The sequence below is a fragment of the Nitrospina gracilis 3/211 genome (genome assembly GCF_000341545.2).
GTDB classification, from domain to species: domain Bacteria; phylum Nitrospinota; class Nitrospinia; order Nitrospinales; family Nitrospinaceae; genus Nitrospina; species Nitrospina gracilis.
Genome location: NZ_HG422173.1, coordinates 1,007,657 through 1,021,718 on the forward strand (window position 1 = coordinate 1,007,657; position 14,062 = coordinate 1,021,718).

The 14,062-nt window shown below is 57.6% G+C and carries 19 protein-coding genes and 1 tRNA gene; 7 read left to right on the top strand and 13 right to left on the bottom strand.

Translation table 11 applies throughout. The features are described 5' to 3' along the window. Nucleotides 1–1,260, top strand: coding sequence for a hypothetical protein (locus tag TX82_RS04725; RefSeq protein WP_005007617.1), 1,260 nt, complete (start codon nt 1–3; stop codon nt 1,258–1,260). 87 nt (nt 1,261–1,347) lie between these two features. On the opposite strand, the gene TX82_RS04730 is transcribed toward TX82_RS04725, so the two are convergent. The 5 genes from TX82_RS04730 to TX82_RS04745 all read right to left on the bottom strand — a co-directional run bounded on the left by TX82_RS04730 (nt 1,348) and on the right by TX82_RS04745 (nt 3,899). Next, entirely contained in the window at nt 1,348–1,722 is a 375-nt protein-coding gene (locus TX82_RS04730; protein ID WP_005007618.1) for a hypothetical protein, read from the bottom strand. 308 nt (nt 1,723–2,030) lie between these two features. Further along, nucleotides 2,031–2,174 carry a hypothetical protein gene (locus TX82_RS16175; protein WP_187291911.1) on the bottom strand — a complete coding sequence of 48 codons (144 nt, stop codon included), beginning with the start codon at nt 2,172–2,174 and terminating at the stop codon, nt 2,031–2,033. 229 nt (nt 2,175–2,403) lie between these two features. Next, nucleotides 2,404–2,658 carry a hypothetical protein gene (locus TX82_RS04735; RefSeq protein WP_005007620.1) on the bottom strand — a complete coding sequence of 85 codons (255 nt, stop codon included), beginning with the start codon at nt 2,656–2,658 and terminating at the stop codon, nt 2,404–2,406. A gap of 179 nt (nt 2,659–2,837) precedes the next feature. Beyond that, a complete protein-coding gene (locus TX82_RS04740; protein WP_005007622.1) occupies nt 2,838–3,227 on the bottom strand; it encodes a hypothetical protein in 390 nt (129 codons plus the stop codon). A gap of 66 nt (nt 3,228–3,293) precedes the next feature. Beyond that, nucleotides 3,294–3,899: a MarR family winged helix-turn-helix transcriptional regulator gene (locus tag TX82_RS04745; RefSeq protein WP_005007623.1), complete on the bottom strand. Its 606-nt coding sequence runs from the start codon at nt 3,897–3,899 to the stop codon at nt 3,294–3,296. A gap of 128 nt (nt 3,900–4,027) precedes the next feature. Between TX82_RS04745 and TX82_RS04750 the strand changes: the two genes are divergently transcribed. The 4 genes from TX82_RS04750 to TX82_RS04760 all read left to right on the top strand — a co-directional run bounded on the left by TX82_RS04750 (nt 4,028) and on the right by TX82_RS04760 (nt 6,002). Then, on the top strand, nt 4,028–4,510 hold the full coding sequence (locus TX82_RS04750; protein WP_005007624.1) for a cytochrome P460 family protein: 483 nt from the start codon (nt 4,028–4,030) through the stop codon (nt 4,508–4,510). Between the two features lie 240 nt (nt 4,511–4,750). Continuing rightward, complete coding sequence (locus tag TX82_RS04755) at nt 4,751–5,056, top strand: thermonuclease family protein (RefSeq protein WP_042250560.1); 306 nt, start codon at nt 4,751–4,753, stop codon at nt 5,054–5,056. Between the two features lie 2 nt (nt 5,057–5,058). Then, entirely contained in the window at nt 5,059–5,175 is a 117-nt protein-coding gene (locus TX82_RS16180; protein WP_187291912.1) for a thermonuclease family protein, read from the top strand. Nucleotides 5,176–5,405: 230 nt separating this feature from the next. Then, on the top strand, nt 5,406–6,002 hold the full coding sequence (locus TX82_RS04760; protein WP_005007625.1) for a cytochrome P460 family protein: 597 nt from the start codon (nt 5,406–5,408) through the stop codon (nt 6,000–6,002). A 71-nt stretch (nt 6,003–6,073) separates the two neighbouring features. Here TX82_RS04760 and TX82_RS04765 read toward each other — a convergent pair whose 3' ends face one another. The 5 genes from TX82_RS04765 to TX82_RS04785 all read right to left on the bottom strand — a co-directional run bounded on the left by TX82_RS04765 (nt 6,074) and on the right by TX82_RS04785 (nt 9,655). Then, entirely contained in the window at nt 6,074–7,087 is a 1,014-nt protein-coding gene (locus TX82_RS04765; RefSeq protein ID WP_005007626.1) for a methyltransferase, read from the bottom strand. 98 nt (nt 7,088–7,185) lie between these two features. Continuing rightward, a tRNA-Ala gene (locus TX82_RS04770) sits at nt 7,186–7,258 on the bottom strand. 62 nt (nt 7,259–7,320) lie between these two features. Further along, complete coding sequence (locus TX82_RS04775; RefSeq protein WP_005007628.1) at nt 7,321–7,809, bottom strand: hypothetical protein; 489 nt, start codon at nt 7,807–7,809, stop codon at nt 7,321–7,323. A 69-nt stretch (nt 7,810–7,878) separates the two neighbouring features. After that, nucleotides 7,879–8,844 (bottom strand): YbgA family protein, encoded by a 966-nt coding sequence (locus TX82_RS04780; protein WP_005007629.1) that lies wholly within the window; start codon nt 8,842–8,844, stop codon nt 7,879–7,881. A 178-nt stretch (nt 8,845–9,022) separates the two neighbouring features. Beyond that, nucleotides 9,023–9,655 carry a hypothetical protein gene (locus tag TX82_RS04785; protein WP_005007630.1) on the bottom strand — a complete coding sequence of 211 codons (633 nt, stop codon included), beginning with the start codon at nt 9,653–9,655 and terminating at the stop codon, nt 9,023–9,025. A gap of 225 nt (nt 9,656–9,880) precedes the next feature. On the opposite strand from TX82_RS04785, the gene TX82_RS04790 reads away from it, so the two are divergent. Both TX82_RS04790 and rpsT read left to right on the top strand, forming a co-directional pair. Further along, nucleotides 9,881–10,390: a GlcG/HbpS family heme-binding protein gene (locus tag TX82_RS04790; RefSeq protein ID WP_144079084.1), complete on the top strand. Its 510-nt coding sequence runs from the start codon at nt 9,881–9,883 to the stop codon at nt 10,388–10,390. Between the two features lie 111 nt (nt 10,391–10,501). Further along, nucleotides 10,502–10,774 carry a 30S ribosomal protein S20 gene (gene rpsT, locus TX82_RS04795; RefSeq protein WP_005007633.1) on the top strand — a complete coding sequence of 91 codons (273 nt, stop codon included), beginning with the start codon at nt 10,502–10,504 and terminating at the stop codon, nt 10,772–10,774. 97 nt (nt 10,775–10,871) lie between these two features. On the opposite strand, the gene holA is transcribed toward rpsT, so the two are convergent. From holA to TX82_RS04810, 3 genes are all read right to left on the bottom strand, one after another. Further along, nucleotides 10,872–11,876, bottom strand: coding sequence for a DNA polymerase III subunit delta (gene holA / locus TX82_RS04800; RefSeq protein WP_005007634.1), 1,005 nt, complete (start codon nt 11,874–11,876; stop codon nt 10,872–10,874). An 11-nt stretch (nt 11,877–11,887) separates the two neighbouring features. Then, complete coding sequence (gene lptE, locus TX82_RS04805) at nt 11,888–12,406, bottom strand: LPS assembly lipoprotein LptE (RefSeq protein ID WP_005007636.1); 519 nt, start codon at nt 12,404–12,406, stop codon at nt 11,888–11,890. A 7-nt stretch (nt 12,407–12,413) separates the two neighbouring features. Then, on the bottom strand, nt 12,414–14,062 hold a 1,649-nt coding region (locus TX82_RS04810), incomplete at its 5' end, for a class I tRNA ligase family protein (RefSeq protein ID WP_042250564.1).

Consider the following 14,062-nt stretch of genomic DNA (forward strand, 5'->3'; position numbering starts at 1 on the left):
ATGAATGCATTTTTGTGGTTTTACTGGACGGCGATCGCCAGCCTCCTGCTTTACGCCATTCCCGCGTGGAAGGTGAAGGGCGGGCGCAAGGGACTGATCGCCGCCGCGGTGCTGGGTGCCCTGCTCACCGGTTATGAAGTGTTCATGACCTTCGTGTGGGGCCCGACGGTGGTCGGTCCCATCCGCGTCGATATCTTCATCGTCATCCTTGTGGCGTTGCTGGGCCACCTCATCGGCGCCACGTCGCTGGTGCTGGCGCGGAAGCGGGCCGGCCTTGCCGGCGGTCACCTGACGTTGCTGGTCCTTCCGCTGGTGGCGCTCCTCGGCGTGGGTTATGAAATATGGAGCCTGAATGAGGAATCCGATCGCCTGACCGCCAACTTCTTCGAAGCCAACCGGCTTTTGTTCGAAGCGCGTTTTCGCGATCCGGAAACCCTGCGCCGCACCTTCGGCAAACTGGAAGCGGACAACAACCTGCTTGCCGGGCACTGGCGGCGCGAAGAAGGCAGTCCGCCGAGCCGTCTCGTCATCAACGCAAAAAACGAAGTGTGGGCCTTTTACTCGTGCGGCGATACCGAATGCCTGGGCGGTGAAGGCGCGGTGCAGAATGGACGCATCGCCACCACGCACGACATCCTGCCCGCGTACCTGTTTGAAGTATCGACGGTCGCGCCGGACCGCATGACGCTGGTGCAGGTCTCCCCCGTACGCACGACAGGCGGCGCGCCGCCGGACCTGGTTTTTATCAAGGAACCGCCGCCGCTCAAACATGATACGCCGCAGGTCGGAGCGTTGCGGTACCTGGGAACGTACAGCAAGCTCACAGAACGCGGCCGCGCACACGTCACGCTCACCCAGGTCTGGTTGTGGCAGGGAGAGGAAACCATGCACGCGGTGGTGGTGCACACCACGCAGGTGAAAGGTCAACGGGCGCAGTTCATCCGGCCCATCCTGTTCTCCGCAGGAGCGCGCGACATCCGCCGCGCCGACGCTCACGTGTTCGACAGCGAGGACGGCGAAGGCACGGTGCGCATCGAACTGCTGGAAGATGGCAAACGCGTCCGCGCCACCCTGCAACGCCTGCGCGGCGACATCGAAATCGTGACGCTGGAAAAAAGGGAACGCCTCACCGACGAGGCGCTGTCGCTCGCGCCGCTGAAAAGTGGCGATGCGTGGCAGCACTGGTTCGATGCGGTGATGACGGGACGGTTTTTTTCATGGACCGTGCCGGAGGCCGTGGACGACATCACAGGCGGATGACGCCGCCCGCACTCTTGTATCCATCCAAATGAAAACCCGGCCCCCGGATAACCGGAGGCCGGGCTTTTTCATGCAGGGCACTGCCCGTCATTGCATGCAGTACATCCGGAGAGATCCCTGTTCCCCGGTGTGGAGCACCGTGGCCCAGTCGTCCTTATCCACGTCCCTGCCCTCTGTCATCGCTTCGGAAAGGGAATGGTGCAGGCCGTAGGCTTTCGCATCCTTCGGTTCGATGCGGTCGATCATGAAGGGCTCGTTGCCCAGCATGAGTTGCAGTTCCACGGCTTCAGTGTCCGCGTTTTCCAGAATGAAATCATGCGGGCAGCTCGCGGCGGTGCCCGGCGTCAGGATCCATTCCTCGGTCGATATTTCCTCGGTGGGCGGGGCGGCGGCGGTGCCAACGGCCCAGCCCAACAGCAGACAGACCGCCATCAATATGAAACCCATTCGTTTGGTTTTCATGGCGATACCTCACTTCCAGTTAAGACTTGTGGTCGAAAGCGGCGCGGGACCCCGGCGGAATCCCATCACTCCGCGAGGCCCGGCGGTGCGCATTCGTTCATACTTTAAACATAGGTCCGGTGAGACTGGCTTTCAAACGAAATCGGGGCGGCGCGGAAGGAAACGAGGCGGGTAGAGGGTTCAGCGATTTCAATGGGTTGGGAAAGGGGAGGCGGCGCAGGATCGGCGTCGGTCAGCCGGGGAGGGCCGACCGGAAAGAGTGGGCGGTGCGGGCGTCGGCTCAGGAGATGGAGCTGATGGCGATGAGCCTAAGCGCCGTGCCCCTGGAGCGCGATGGAGACGGCGGACATGGACACCGGCCAGAACGAGTTCGGCCGGTTGATGGAAATCCCCAGCACGAAAAAGTTCAACACCATCGACCCCACGAGAACCAATAAGAGTTTGTCTTCCATGATGCCAATCCTTCCTCAAAAGGCGCACCCAAATGGGCGCTGGATAAAGGACCGCTCACTTCAGTTTACCACTTTGGAATTTGTGATGTCGGGAGGAAGGAAAAAGTGATTTTGGGGGGAATTAAACAGTTTGTGGGAATTATTAATATCAATCAATTCCAACTGAATTCATTTGAAAGAAATTCTACCGCTTCTTCAGGTGTCATGATCACGATGTTAAATTTTTCCTTTATTTTTCTCTTCGCCCTTTGGCAATAAAATCTTTTTTGTCTGAAGTAAGAAAGATGTCATTTCTAGCATTAGCGTGTGCCATTAAGTGCATGACATCGTTGATTTGATTTTTGGACAACTTTTTTTTGTCTTTTATATTTAAAAATAAAATTTCAGATAACTCTGCAAATTGAGGACAAGAACTCTTCTTTCCATATTTAGACCTACCGTATCTGGAAACGCCATAAACACCAGGCTCACTAACATTCTTCATGGAATTAACTTTTTGGTTTGCTTTGGATGATTTTCCGTTTCCATTCTTAGGCGCTCTGTCCCAATAAGTGTAACTTTCCCTTCAACCTCCCACCGCTCCAACGTGTTCATGCTCGGCAGCGAGTTTTTAACATTTACAAGATTGGTGTCGATTGTAAGTTTAATAACTTTCATATAACCCTATCCGGGTGTCCATTCCACTTCCGGCTCTTGATCCGAAAGAATTTCGAGGCAGTCGTCGGGGGTGTAGATGGCGTAATGGGTGATGGCGCGATCCGCAAACATGCCGAAACTCTGCTCGTGCAACCACTCTACAAACTCCGAGTCCTCGACGATCAACAGACTGGAGTGACCCTCCCAGCTCTCGTTCTCTTCCCAGGTTTTCAGCAAACACTTCTCGTTCGCATTGCGAAACGCCAGTACGTCTTTGAAGTGGATGCGCAGACGCCGCCCTTCCACCGATCCATCGTAAAGAGCCAGCCGCAGGCCGTCGCCGTCTTTCACCATCGACTCCAGGTACAACGGCGCCGGGATGCCTTCAAACGGTTTCCACGTTTTATAGACGTTCATGATTCTTTGCGGGTTGGTTGCCGGGAGTGGGCCTGCGCCCTCCGCATGACCGGGTGAGGGGAGGGCTTACCGTTCGGCCGCTTCGATCTTCGCCGCTTCCGCTTCTTCTGTTGGGATGGTGTGTTCGCGGCACAGCAGGGTGACGTCGGTGGCCGAAAGCGGTTCCTGCGTGAGTTCGCAGAAGAATTTGGTGTCGCTGACCTGAGTGTTGAAGCGGCAGGTGCGGCACACGCCGAAGGCATTCATGCCGTTGGCTTCCTGCATTTTGGCAAGCAGTTGGCTGAGGTCGGCCAGGAGCCGGTCGCGGTCGTCTTCGGCCAGCTCGCCCCACGCGCCCGCCACCACCCGGGCGGGCATGGCCTTGTCCAGCAGTTTCCTGCCAGTGCGGGTGACACTGAGGTGCACCTTCCTGCCGTCCTTCTTGTCCGGCGTTTTCAAAAGCAGGCCCTTGTTCTCCAGCGCCTTGATGGTCTGCGACACCGTGCCCTTGGTCAGGCCGAAGTAATCGGTCACGCTTTGCGGCGTGTTGGAATACCGGTTGGACCGGGTGAGGAAATGCAGGACGTCGAGCTGGATGGGTTGCAGGTCGAAGTCGGTTCCGGCGATGCGGGTTTCGGAGCGGATGAGGTGGGAAATCCGTTCTATATAGTCGTGTAGTAGAGACGCGCTCATGGATGCATTGTAGCCAAGGTAAAAGAAATTGACAAAGTATTTCGTTCCCCGTATCTTCTAAATAGTATCGATTCGATACTAAAAAATCAATGCATGAATTCACTCAACCTCACAATGGAGACGAGACGATGAACCGGTTGTTAGCAGGCCTGCTTGCAGGCGCAATGCTGTTTATGGCTTCGCCGATGCAGGCGGGCGGAGACAAAGTGGATTACCCGGATGGTTACCGCGACTGGACGCATGTGAAGTCGATGGTCATTCAGCCCGGACACCCGCTGGAAAATCCCTTTCAGGGCATTCATCACGTGTATGCCAACCCGAAGGCGGCGAAAGGATTTGAAACCGGTACTTTCGCGGATGGATCGGTGCTGGTGTTCGACCTGCTCAATTACAAGGAGGCCGGCAAGACGCTGCAGGAGGACGGGCGCAAGCTGATCGGCGTGATGCAGAAGGACGCGTCCGCGTTCGGAAAAACCGGCGGCTGGGGCTTCGAAGCCTTCGCCGGTGACAGCCAGACGAAACGCATCGTTACAGATGGCGGTGCCGGTTGCTATGGCTGCCACACCGCGGAAGAGGGTCACGATTTCGTCTTCTCACGCTTCCGCCAGTAACCCTGTTTGGGATAAAAGAAACCATGGCGAAGGGGTTCCGGTTCCGGCCGGAACCTTTTTGTTTCTGCTCAAAGAATTAGGCACTCCTTAATATTTCTGTTTGCATGTTTCGGTTTAACAATATATCTTTTGCCAAAATGGGCGGTTCCTTTTTCTCCTGGAATCCGCTTTCGGAGCGGCGTCTCCCTGTTCTTTAAAGGGCGGCCCCGATTGTAAACACAAAATTTGCGGTGTCCGAGCATGCCTTCTAACAAATCCAAACAGGTCATGAACAAGATGAAGCGGGAACTGACGGCGGAGAACAAGCCCCGTGTGGTGGAGCCGTACCAGTACTGGGCGCGGGTGAAGCGCGTGGTCGATGGGGATACGATTGAGCTGGATGTGGATGTGGGTTTCAAAGTGACGTTCCGCGAACGCTTCCGCCTGCTGGGGGTGGACACGCCGGAGGTGTATGGCGTCAAGCGCACCAGCGCAGAATACAAGCGCGGCAAGGCGGCGTCCGATTTTGTGAAAAAAAGATTCCGGTGGGAAGCTGGGTGGAGGTGAAGGTGTACTCCGACAAACGGGAAAAGTACGGCCGCTGGCTGTGTGAGATTTTTGTCGATGGCAAGTCGCTGAACGAGACGCTGGTGAAACAGGGGTTCGCGCAGGAATACATGATCTGACAGAAGACGAAGAACGCAGAACCTGGTGCGGTTCGATTCATACAAAGTAAAAAGCCCGGCGGTGAGGCCGGGCTTTTTCTGTTTTAAAACGAAAGGGATAAAAATTTTCTTCCTCAGGGTGTAAGGACCGGTTGCGAGAGCCTACCAAGCGCAGGTTAGAACAAAAGCCGTAGGGCGGAGCGAAGTCGCCCTGTTTACCCATTTCATTAAACCCTGATAGTGAGTGTTCAATGATGAAAACAAAAGTTGTGATTCGTGCGTTCCTGTTCCTGCTGGCCCTCGGTGCGGTGGGTGTGTTGCTGGGTGCGGGCAGTAAGCCTTTTGCCCCGAATGTCGATATGAAATCCGGCGACCTCCGCGTGCCGGAAGGATACACAAGCTGGCCCGTGCTCGGTACCTGGTCGCACGCAAACACCGAAGGCGAGCCCGGCGCGAAGGAATACCACGTCGTGTACACGCAACCGGAAACCCTCGCTTATTATCAGGAGCATGAAAAATTCCCCGATGGCGCGGTGCTGGTGAAGGAACTGCTGGGCACCAAAACGATGGAAATGACCACCGGCCCGACGGTGAGCCACGCCACGGATCTGAAGGGCTGGTTCGTGCTGGTGCGGGACACGGAAGGCCGTTTCCAGGATTCGAAATTGTGGGGCGACGGCTGGGCGTGGTCGCTTTTCATGGCGGACAACCCGGCGAAAACCGTGTCCACCGACTACAAGAAGGATTGCATGGGATGCCACCTCCCCGCGCGGGACATGGCCCCGGCTCATGCCGCTGACGCCGACAAATGGATCTACACCTTCGGCTACCCTGTGTTCCAGAAGTAGTAATGAATGTTGGTTGTAATAAAAAGGACCGGAGTATTTCTCCGGTCCTTTTTGTTTTTATAACTTACGAACTATTTGAAGCCGATGACCATGGAGTCGGGTCCGGCGAGGTGCACGACCTCGGTTTTTTGAAACCCCGCCTGCTGCATCCACCCGCAACAATCCGCACCAGTGAAGTCGAATCCGCCCGGCGTTTCGATGAGCATGTTGAGGCTCATCAGCAGGCCGAACGCATTCTCCCGGCGTTCGTCATCGATGATGGACTCGACGATGATCAACGCGCCGCCCTCGGGCAGCGCATCATAGGCTTTTCGGATCAGCGTGTGTTTTTCATTCAAATCCCAGTCGTGCAGGATGTGTCCCATGGAGAGGACATCGGCGGTCGGCAGGTCGTCCTCGAAAAAGTTTCCGCGAAAAAACTTAAGGCGGTCGGAAAGGTTGAATGAGGCAACGTATTCATCAAACACCGGTTGCACGACAGGCAGATCGAAATTGCCACCGGTGATGTGCGGATGCTTCAGCGCAACCTGCACCGGCAGTCCCCCCTGCGCGCCGCCTATGTCGATGAAGGTCTTGTACTTTTCAAAGGGAAACTTGGCGGCGGCGTTGACGTTGGCCCCCATGCTGAGTCCCGTCATGGCGCGGAGAAATTCTTTCAGCTTGGCGGGATCGCCATACACGGCCTCAAACAAACCCGGTTCACCGTGCTTGATTTCATTTTGCGGCAGGCCGGTTTTCAGTCCCTCGGTCAAATCGCCCCAGAACCGGTAAAGCCTGCTGTTGGCCATTTCCAGAAAGCCGCCAATGTAAAACGGACTGGAACGGTCCAGATACTGTACCGTCTCCGCCGTGTTGGAATAACAACCGTCCTCCTTGTGGAGCAGACCCAATGCGACCAGCGTGTCGAAAAAATCGCGGGCGGAGCGGGAGTGGAGGCCTGTTTTTTCAATCAGGGTTTCGAGTGAAAAAGAGTCTTGCCCAAGGTGCGTGAAGACGTTGAGTTCCACCGCGCTGAGAAGCACTTTGGACCCCCAGAAACCCAGACCCATCTGCATGATTTTGTCAGGCCGAACCGGATCGGTCATGGATGGTTTCCCCCTCTTTGCGCGGCCCGACGGTCAACCCGCAGGCGCATGTTGATTTTGGAAAGAAACAAGGCCCTCCTCCAGGCCTTTAAGAAAAGTGGAGCTGGGGGGATTCGAACCCCCGACCTCTTGAGTGCGATTCAAGCGCGCTCCCAACTGCGCCACAGCCCCAAAATTGAATTTCGTGGTGATGCAAACATTATAATGCAAATTGGCCGTGAGGTGAGAAACCCTCACCGCCATACATAAAAGCCTATGATCTTGTACCCTGAGTTCAGAAACTTTTTGGCTTCTTCTTCAGAGTAACAGTCGTTCACGTCCTCGCGGCCCCACCCGCACAAAAACTTGTCCCACTTGCGCACGCTTGTATCCGGCTTGCCGTAACCTTCTCCCGACTTCAAAATCTCCGGCTGGAAATTGATGTTCTTGACCAATCTCGTTCGGCTGAAAAGTTGCAGGGCGATCTTCACGTCTTTCGGCATGCAGTCGGGGGAGCTTTCTTTGTTTGCCTGCCATTGAAAAGCGGCGGAAACGTGCGGCTGTCCGTTTTCTTCTTTGATGTGGTATTTGAGTTTTACCGTGTCCGCGCGGCAGTCAGGAAATTCCTGCAGCGTGTGGATGAAGACGCCTTCCTTTTCGATAGATTCTTTCGCCAAAGCAGACGTTGCAAATAATGAAAGGGCCGCCGCAAGAACGAGAGCGGTGCGGAACAGTGCAGTCATAAAACAAGCTCCTTTAAGGATTGAAGTTCTGCCGAATCGAAAAACGATTTGAATCCATATTGTCGGGCGCTAGATGTGGTTGCGGATCATCAGTTCTTTCGGATGCGGGTTCAGGTACACCTGGTTCTCAAGGTACTCTATCTTGTGCGTGCGAACATGATGACGTACCAGCGTCACCGGCACCACCAGCGGCACGAGGCCCTGCCGGTAGTCCTCAATGGTTTCCAGAATGTCTCCCTTTTCCTCCGCCGACAGTTCCTTTTTGAAAAATCCCAGCATGTGTTGCAGGACATCCACGTTTTTTTTGATCGTCGATTTCACCGCCAGCGCGTCCATGAAGGTGTCGGCGTATCGGGATTTCAATTCCGCAGGCGAATGCTGTTTGGCCTCGGCCACCAGTTTTCCCAGTGCGTTGTAATGTTTGCGGCTGTGCGCCAGCAGAAGAAACTTGTGCTCGGTGTGAAATTTCACCAGTGCGCCGCGGGAGAAGCGTTCGCCCAGCAAATTTTGCAGGCGGTGGTAGGCGAAGACGCGGACGATGAAGTTTTCGCGGATTTTAGGATCGTGCAGGCGGCCTTCCTCTTCCACCGGAAGGCGCGAACAGGTATTCACGAACGCTTCGGCGAAAAGGCCGCGCCCGTTGTGGTGCACGGTGGCGGTGTTTGTGTACACTTTGATGCGGCTCAGGCCGCAACTCGGCGATTTCGATTTGAAGATGTAACCGCACAGGTCCATCCTGGCCAGCTCGTGGGAGCGCATTTTCGACAGGCGGCGCATGGCGGCGGTCCAGTCGGTGCCCGTTTTTGTTCCCACCATGCGCGGTGACTCCGGCGTGCCGTGCAACTGCACGGTTTCCCTCGGCGTGCCCATGCCCGCGTCCACTTCCGGGCAGGTCGGCACCCATTCAAAAAAAGTCGCCAGCACTTCCGTCAGGTAGCGGTCGCGTTTGTGGTCGCCGTTCCAGCGAACCGGATCGCCCAGCAGGCAACTGCTCACCCCGATTCGGATTTTCTCGGTTTCCGGCGATACGGGCATGGTCCAATGCTCCTTCGAAGGAATATCTATTCATTATATAGAAACTGAGGGGTGCCCCGCATGGAGAAATGCCGGCCCCGCAGGCCAAGCCTGAGGAGGCAGGTTGCATTTCAGATTGGGCTCTTCGACCATCGTTCCCGCACTTGGCATTACCCGGTTCCCTCCCCGCGTGGCGGGATCAGTAAAAGCGGATGCCGATGGAGAGGAAATGTGCGTTGTGGCCCGCTTCCACCGCGCCCAGTTGCCCGTCTGCGATGGACAGGAATTTGTACTGGAACAGAAGCGAACCGTTGACCCCTTGCCGCATGTGGGTGGGTGCGAGCTCCAGCCCCAGCACCGCCTGCCAGGCCATCGACTGGTCGCTTCCGCGGGTGACGTTGGCGAGGAACAGGTCCTGCTTCGCCTGCCCGGCGCCGCCGCCGAAATAATAATGGTAGGTGAACAATCCTGTTTCGTGGGCCCAGCCGCGGCTCCGGTAATAAGCGTTGACGAGGAGGTTGTCGAATTTCAACTGGTCTCCCTCCTCCCCCTGCGCCCCGGACAGCGAACCGATCTCCAGGGTGGTGGTGCCGACCTCGACTTCCAGAAGAAATCTTTCGTTGAACATCAATCCCAAAGCGCCGAAGAAACCCAGGCTGACGTTGTAATCCGGTTCGGCCACCGTGGCGCCGGTGCTGGGGTTTTTCAGCTTGGACCCCATCACAAAAGCGGGATTCACTGGGAACAGGTTGAGGTAGGGGGTCACTTCCAGCGCCCACGCCCGCAGGGGAACCAGGCAGAACAGGAGAGTCAGAATAATGTGTTTGCGCACGGGGACTCCTCAAATTGAAGTCAGGACGGGCATTGTACCACCCCGCGACGCGGTGAGGAAGCAAGGCGGACATTCAAATTCCGGTTGATTGCGCGCGGTCGGCCACGATATTTTATGGAGTAACAGGCGTGCGCTCTTCCCGCGGCTTTGGGATGTCCCTGCGGGAAGGGTTTTTTAACGGGCATCTTCAGCAATGATTGCCAAATGGTGGAAAGGCGGTGAACGATGAGACAACGTGCTGGAATTTTTGAAGCGATGGGAGTGGTGGCGCTGATGCTGAGTTTCGCCCTGCCGGGAACAGGACAGGCGAACGCCCTGCCGGAGATCAAGGCTCTGCCGCTGGAGTTGGCCATCAAGGCCGGGTTGGCGACCCTGGACGAGTGTTCCAGGAACAATTACCGGGTGAGCGTCGCGGTGGTGGACCGCGGCGGCAACGTGAAGGCGCTGCTGCGGCATGACGGGGCCGGGGCACACACCCCCGACAGCAGCTTCAAGAAAGCCTACACGTCCGCCAGCCTGGGACGCCCCACCATGGAACTGGCCGAACTGCTGGTCAAGGTGCCGCGCATCCAGGCATTGCGGGACATGAACGACAAGATCCTGATTTTAGGTGGCGGGCTTCCCATCAAATTGGACGGGCAACTGGTTGGCGGCATTGGCGTTGGAGGCGCGCCGGGGGACCAGTTCGACGAAACCTGCGCCCGGGCGGGGCTGAAGGCCATCGGCGCGGAATGAGCGGATTCGGTCGATTTTCCCCTTCTCAAGCCGGGCCGGATGGGGTAAGATACTTTCTTTCATTTTCCCGAAAACCCGTTCCAGGTATTTGTTTTATCAAGGAGAATTTCGTTGGCCAACCATAAATCCGCTCTCAAGCGGAACCGTCAGAACATCAAACGCAACGCAAGCAACACCGCCAACCGCACGCGCGTGAAGAATGAAACCAAGAGAGTGCTGGAAGCGGTCGCCAAGAAAGACAAGGACGCCGCCGAGAAAGCTCTGCACAACGCGACCAAAACGATTTCCAGCGTCGCCAGCAAAGGCGTCCTGCACAAGCGTGCCGCCTCGCGCAAGATCTCCGGCCTCGCCCGGCAGGTCAACAAACTGTCCGCTTCCGGTTGAGCCTCCCGGCTCGCCCAGGCGGATTGGTTGACCCACCGCCACCATCTTTATAATTCCTTGCACGTCTTTAACTCCGGGTCCGCAAGGCCCAGGTGTTTCACTCCGCTTTCGCGCAGAGTTTGAGGACCAGTGACTCGAGAATGCCTTCCGGCGCCTTGCCGGTGGACTTGAGTTCGATGTCCGCTTCCGACAGGCTTTGAAATCCGTTGCGCAGTTGCCGTTCGGTGAAGTTGCCGGTGAAGCGGAGCGCCTGGTCGACCAGAAACGGTTTCTGTCCCATCGCCTTCGCGATCTGCTGGCGCGGCACGCGTTGCTGCTGGTGGTGTTTCACTTCCCAGATCAAACGGAACTGCCACGCGATCATGCCCAGCACTTTCACTGGCTCCTCGCCGTGCGCCAGTTGGTTGCGCAGAAGGTGCAATGCGCGGTCGGCGTTCTTTTCTTTCAGCGCGTCGGTCAAATCGAACACGGACTCCAGCTTGATCGCCCCCACCACCTCAGCCACCGCCGACTGCGAAAGCGTCTTGTTGCCTCCGCCAAAGGTGATCACTTTGTCCAGTTCCTGTGCCAGGATGCCCGGCTTCGGACCGATGCGCGACAGCAAGGTCTGCGCCGCGTCGGTCTCCAGCGTGTAGCCCAGGCTCTTGGCGCGGTTCTTGATCCACATCACAAGCTCCCCCTCTTTCGGCGCGGTGCAGTCGCCCGCCCCCGGCAGGCCCGCGAGATGTTTGTACAACTTGCGTTTGCGGTCGGCCTTGCGCGCGGTCAGCGCGAGGCACGCGCCGGGCGCGGGGTTTTTCGTGTAGTCGATCAACGCCTGGATGTCCACGTCGGCGAAGGACGCTTCCTCCAGATTGCGCACGATGATCAACTTGTCGCCGCCCAGGAAGGAAAACGTTTTTGCCGCTTCGATCCAGTCGTTGGGATGACTCGTCTTGCCTTCAAAGGTCTCGAAGTTGAAGTCGCGGTTGTCCGGGGTGATGATCTGGTCGGTGAGCAGACGCAACAGTTCGCGCGAAAAGAAATCCTCTTCGCCGTAAAGAAAGTAAACCGGATGCCGCGTGCCGCTGTTCAGGGCGCGGATGAGTTCCAGTGCGGTCACGGCGCGGGCTCCTAAAACTGGTCGATGATGAGGCTCACCAGCCGGTTGCCGAGCAGACGGTACGCCTGCAGGAACGCCGCCTGACGGGAGGCCTCGGCGTCGATGACGTTGATGCTCGGGCGGTAGTCCCAGCGCGTTTTGAGAGTCTGCTTGAGGTGTGTGCGGTTTTTCACCTGGTCCTTCACCAGCACGTCGATGTCGATGTACACCCAGTACTCGGTGACCACGTCCCGGTCGTCGAAGGCCACGGCGCGGATGGAGTATCCCGTCAGCTTGCCGGTCAGCACGAGGTCGGCGTTCGCGGTGCTCCTCACCAGTTGCAAACGGCCGTCGCGCAGAAACGACTGGCGTATGCGCTCGGTGAGGTTGCGGTTGATCGTCGGTTCCTGCGACACGTTGTCGAACACCGGAATGGCGATGGTCTTGAGGTGCGGCGGCAGTTGCGACGCGCCCGTGCCCGCCAGCTGGTACCCGCAGGCGGGAAGGAGGAAAAGAAAGAGTAAGCTGAAAGCGGCGCGCAAGGTCATCATCGGAGCTCTATACAACAATGTTCACCAGTTTTTTGGGAACGACGATCACCTTCCTTGGCTCCTTGCCGTTCAGCCATTCGCGGACGCGTTCGTCACCGAGGCACTGCTGTTTGAGGTCGTCGTCGGCGATCTCCGACGGCACGGACAGCTTCTGCCGCACCTTGCCGTTCACCTGCACGACAATGGTCATCTCGTCGGCCTGCATGTGCTGCGCCTCGAACACCGGCCACGCGCATTCGTGCGTGGCTTTGGAAAATTTCAACCGCGACGCCATCTCCTCCGCGATGTGCGGCGCGAACGGACTCAACACGAGGATCAACGACTCCACCGCCTGCCGCAACACGGCCTTGTGTTCGGGGGAGGCGTTCTTCTGTGCATTCCACCAGTCTTTGAACGTGTAAAGGTGGTTGATGAATTCCATCGTCGCCGCGATCGCCGTATTGAACTGCATGCGTTTTTCCACGTCTTCCGTGACGCGCTTGATGGTCACGTGCGTCTGCCGCCGGAGCTCTTTCAATTCGTCGGGAAGCGCATCGCCGCCGTTACCGGGTTCGACACCCTGCACGGAATCCGAAAGCTCCGCAAACAGCCGCCACACGCGTTTCAGAAACCGCGAACAGCCCTCGACGCCCTGGTCGCTCCATTCGAGATCCTTCACCGGCGGTGCGGCGAACAGGATGAACAGCCTGGCCGTGTCCGCGCCGTAGCGTTCTATGATGCGGTCGGGATCGACCACGTTGCCCTTCGACTTCGACATCTTCGCGCCGTCCTTGATGACCATGCCCTGCGTGAGCAGGTGCGAAAACGGTTCGTTGGACTGCACCAGCCCCAGGTCTCGGAAAACGTGATGGAAGAACCGCGAGTACAACAGGTGCAGGATGGCGTGCTCGATGCCGCCGATGTACTGGTCGACGGGCATCCAGTAATCGACCGCTTTCTTTTGAAACGGTGCGTCGTCAGCCTGCGGCGAGGTGTAGCGGTCGAAGTACCACGACGAACAGATGAAGGTGTCGAGCGTGTCGGTCTCGCGCTTCGCCGCACCGTTGCACTTCGGGCACGTTGTATTAATGAAACTGTCCAGCGTTTTGAGCGGCGACTGACCGCGCTCGCCCAACTGCGCGTCGAGCGGCAACTCGACCGGCAATTGATCGTACGGCACCGGCACGGTGCCGCAGGCGTCGCAGAATACCATCGGCACCGGTGTGCCCCAGTAGCGTTGCCGCGACACGCCCCAGTCGCGCAGGCGGTAATTGATGGTGCGCTCGCCGATGCCTTTCGTTTTCAGGTATTCGCATACCTTGAGCCGCGCTTCTTCACCGACGAGACCGTCGAATCCGCCGGACTGGATCATCGGTCCTTCCTCGGTGAACGCTTCCTTCAGGTGATCCGGGTCGCGGGTGCCGTCGGGCGGCTCGATGACAACGCGGATGTTGAGATCGTATTTTTGGGCGAACTCAAAGTCGCGCTGGTCGTGCGCCGGGACCGACATGATGGCGCCGGTGCCGTAATCCATGAGCACGAAGTTGGCCGACCACACCGGGATGGACTCGCCGTTCACCGGGTTCATGGCGTACGCGCCGGTGAACACGCCCAGCTTGTCGCCGCCCTCGGCGGTGCGGGCGATGGTGTCCTGGCTCTGCACCTTCTTGATGAAAT

Coding starts and splice junctions, on each gene's coding strand:
- TX82_RS04760 (WP_005007625.1), top strand. CDS start 5,406: ATGATGAAAACAAAAGTTGTGATTCGTGCGTTCCTGTTCCTGCTGGCC.
- TX82_RS04750 (WP_005007624.1), top strand. CDS start 4,028: ATGAACCGGTTGTTAGCAGGCCTGCTTGCAGGCGCAATGCTGTTTATG.
- TX82_RS04730 (WP_005007618.1), bottom strand. CDS start 1,722: ATGAAAACCAAACGAATGGGTTTCATATTGATGGCGGTCTGTCTGCTG.
- TX82_RS04755 (WP_042250560.1), top strand. CDS start 4,751: ATGCCTTCTAACAAATCCAAACAGGTCATGAACAAGATGAAGCGGGAA.
- TX82_RS04775 (WP_005007628.1), bottom strand. CDS start 7,809: ATGACTGCACTGTTCCGCACCGCTCTCGTTCTTGCGGCGGCCCTTTCA.
- TX82_RS04745 (WP_005007623.1), bottom strand. CDS start 3,899: ATGAGCGCGTCTCTACTACACGACTATATAGAACGGATTTCCCACCTC.
- TX82_RS04780 (WP_005007629.1), bottom strand. CDS start 8,844: ATGCCCGTATCGCCGGAAACCGAGAAAATCCGAATCGGGGTGAGCAGT.
- TX82_RS04725 (WP_005007617.1), top strand. CDS start 1: ATGAATGCATTTTTGTGGTTTTACTGGACGGCGATCGCCAGCCTCCTG.
- TX82_RS16175 (WP_187291911.1), bottom strand. CDS start 2,174: ATGGAAGACAAACTCTTATTGGTTCTCGTGGGGTCGATGGTGTTGAAC.
- TX82_RS04790 (WP_144079084.1), top strand. CDS start 9,881: ATGAGACAACGTGCTGGAATTTTTGAAGCGATGGGAGTGGTGGCGCTG.
- TX82_RS04740 (WP_005007622.1), bottom strand. CDS start 3,227: ATGAACGTCTATAAAACGTGGAAACCGTTTGAAGGCATCCCGGCGCCG.
- TX82_RS04735 (WP_005007620.1), bottom strand. CDS start 2,658: ATGAAGAATGTTAGTGAGCCTGGTGTTTATGGCGTTTCCAGATACGGT.
- TX82_RS04765 (WP_005007626.1), bottom strand. CDS start 7,087: ATGACCGATCCGGTTCGGCCTGACAAAATCATGCAGATGGGTCTGGGT.
- lptE (WP_005007636.1), bottom strand. CDS start 12,406: ATGATGACCTTGCGCGCCGCTTTCAGCTTACTCTTTCTTTTCCTCCTT.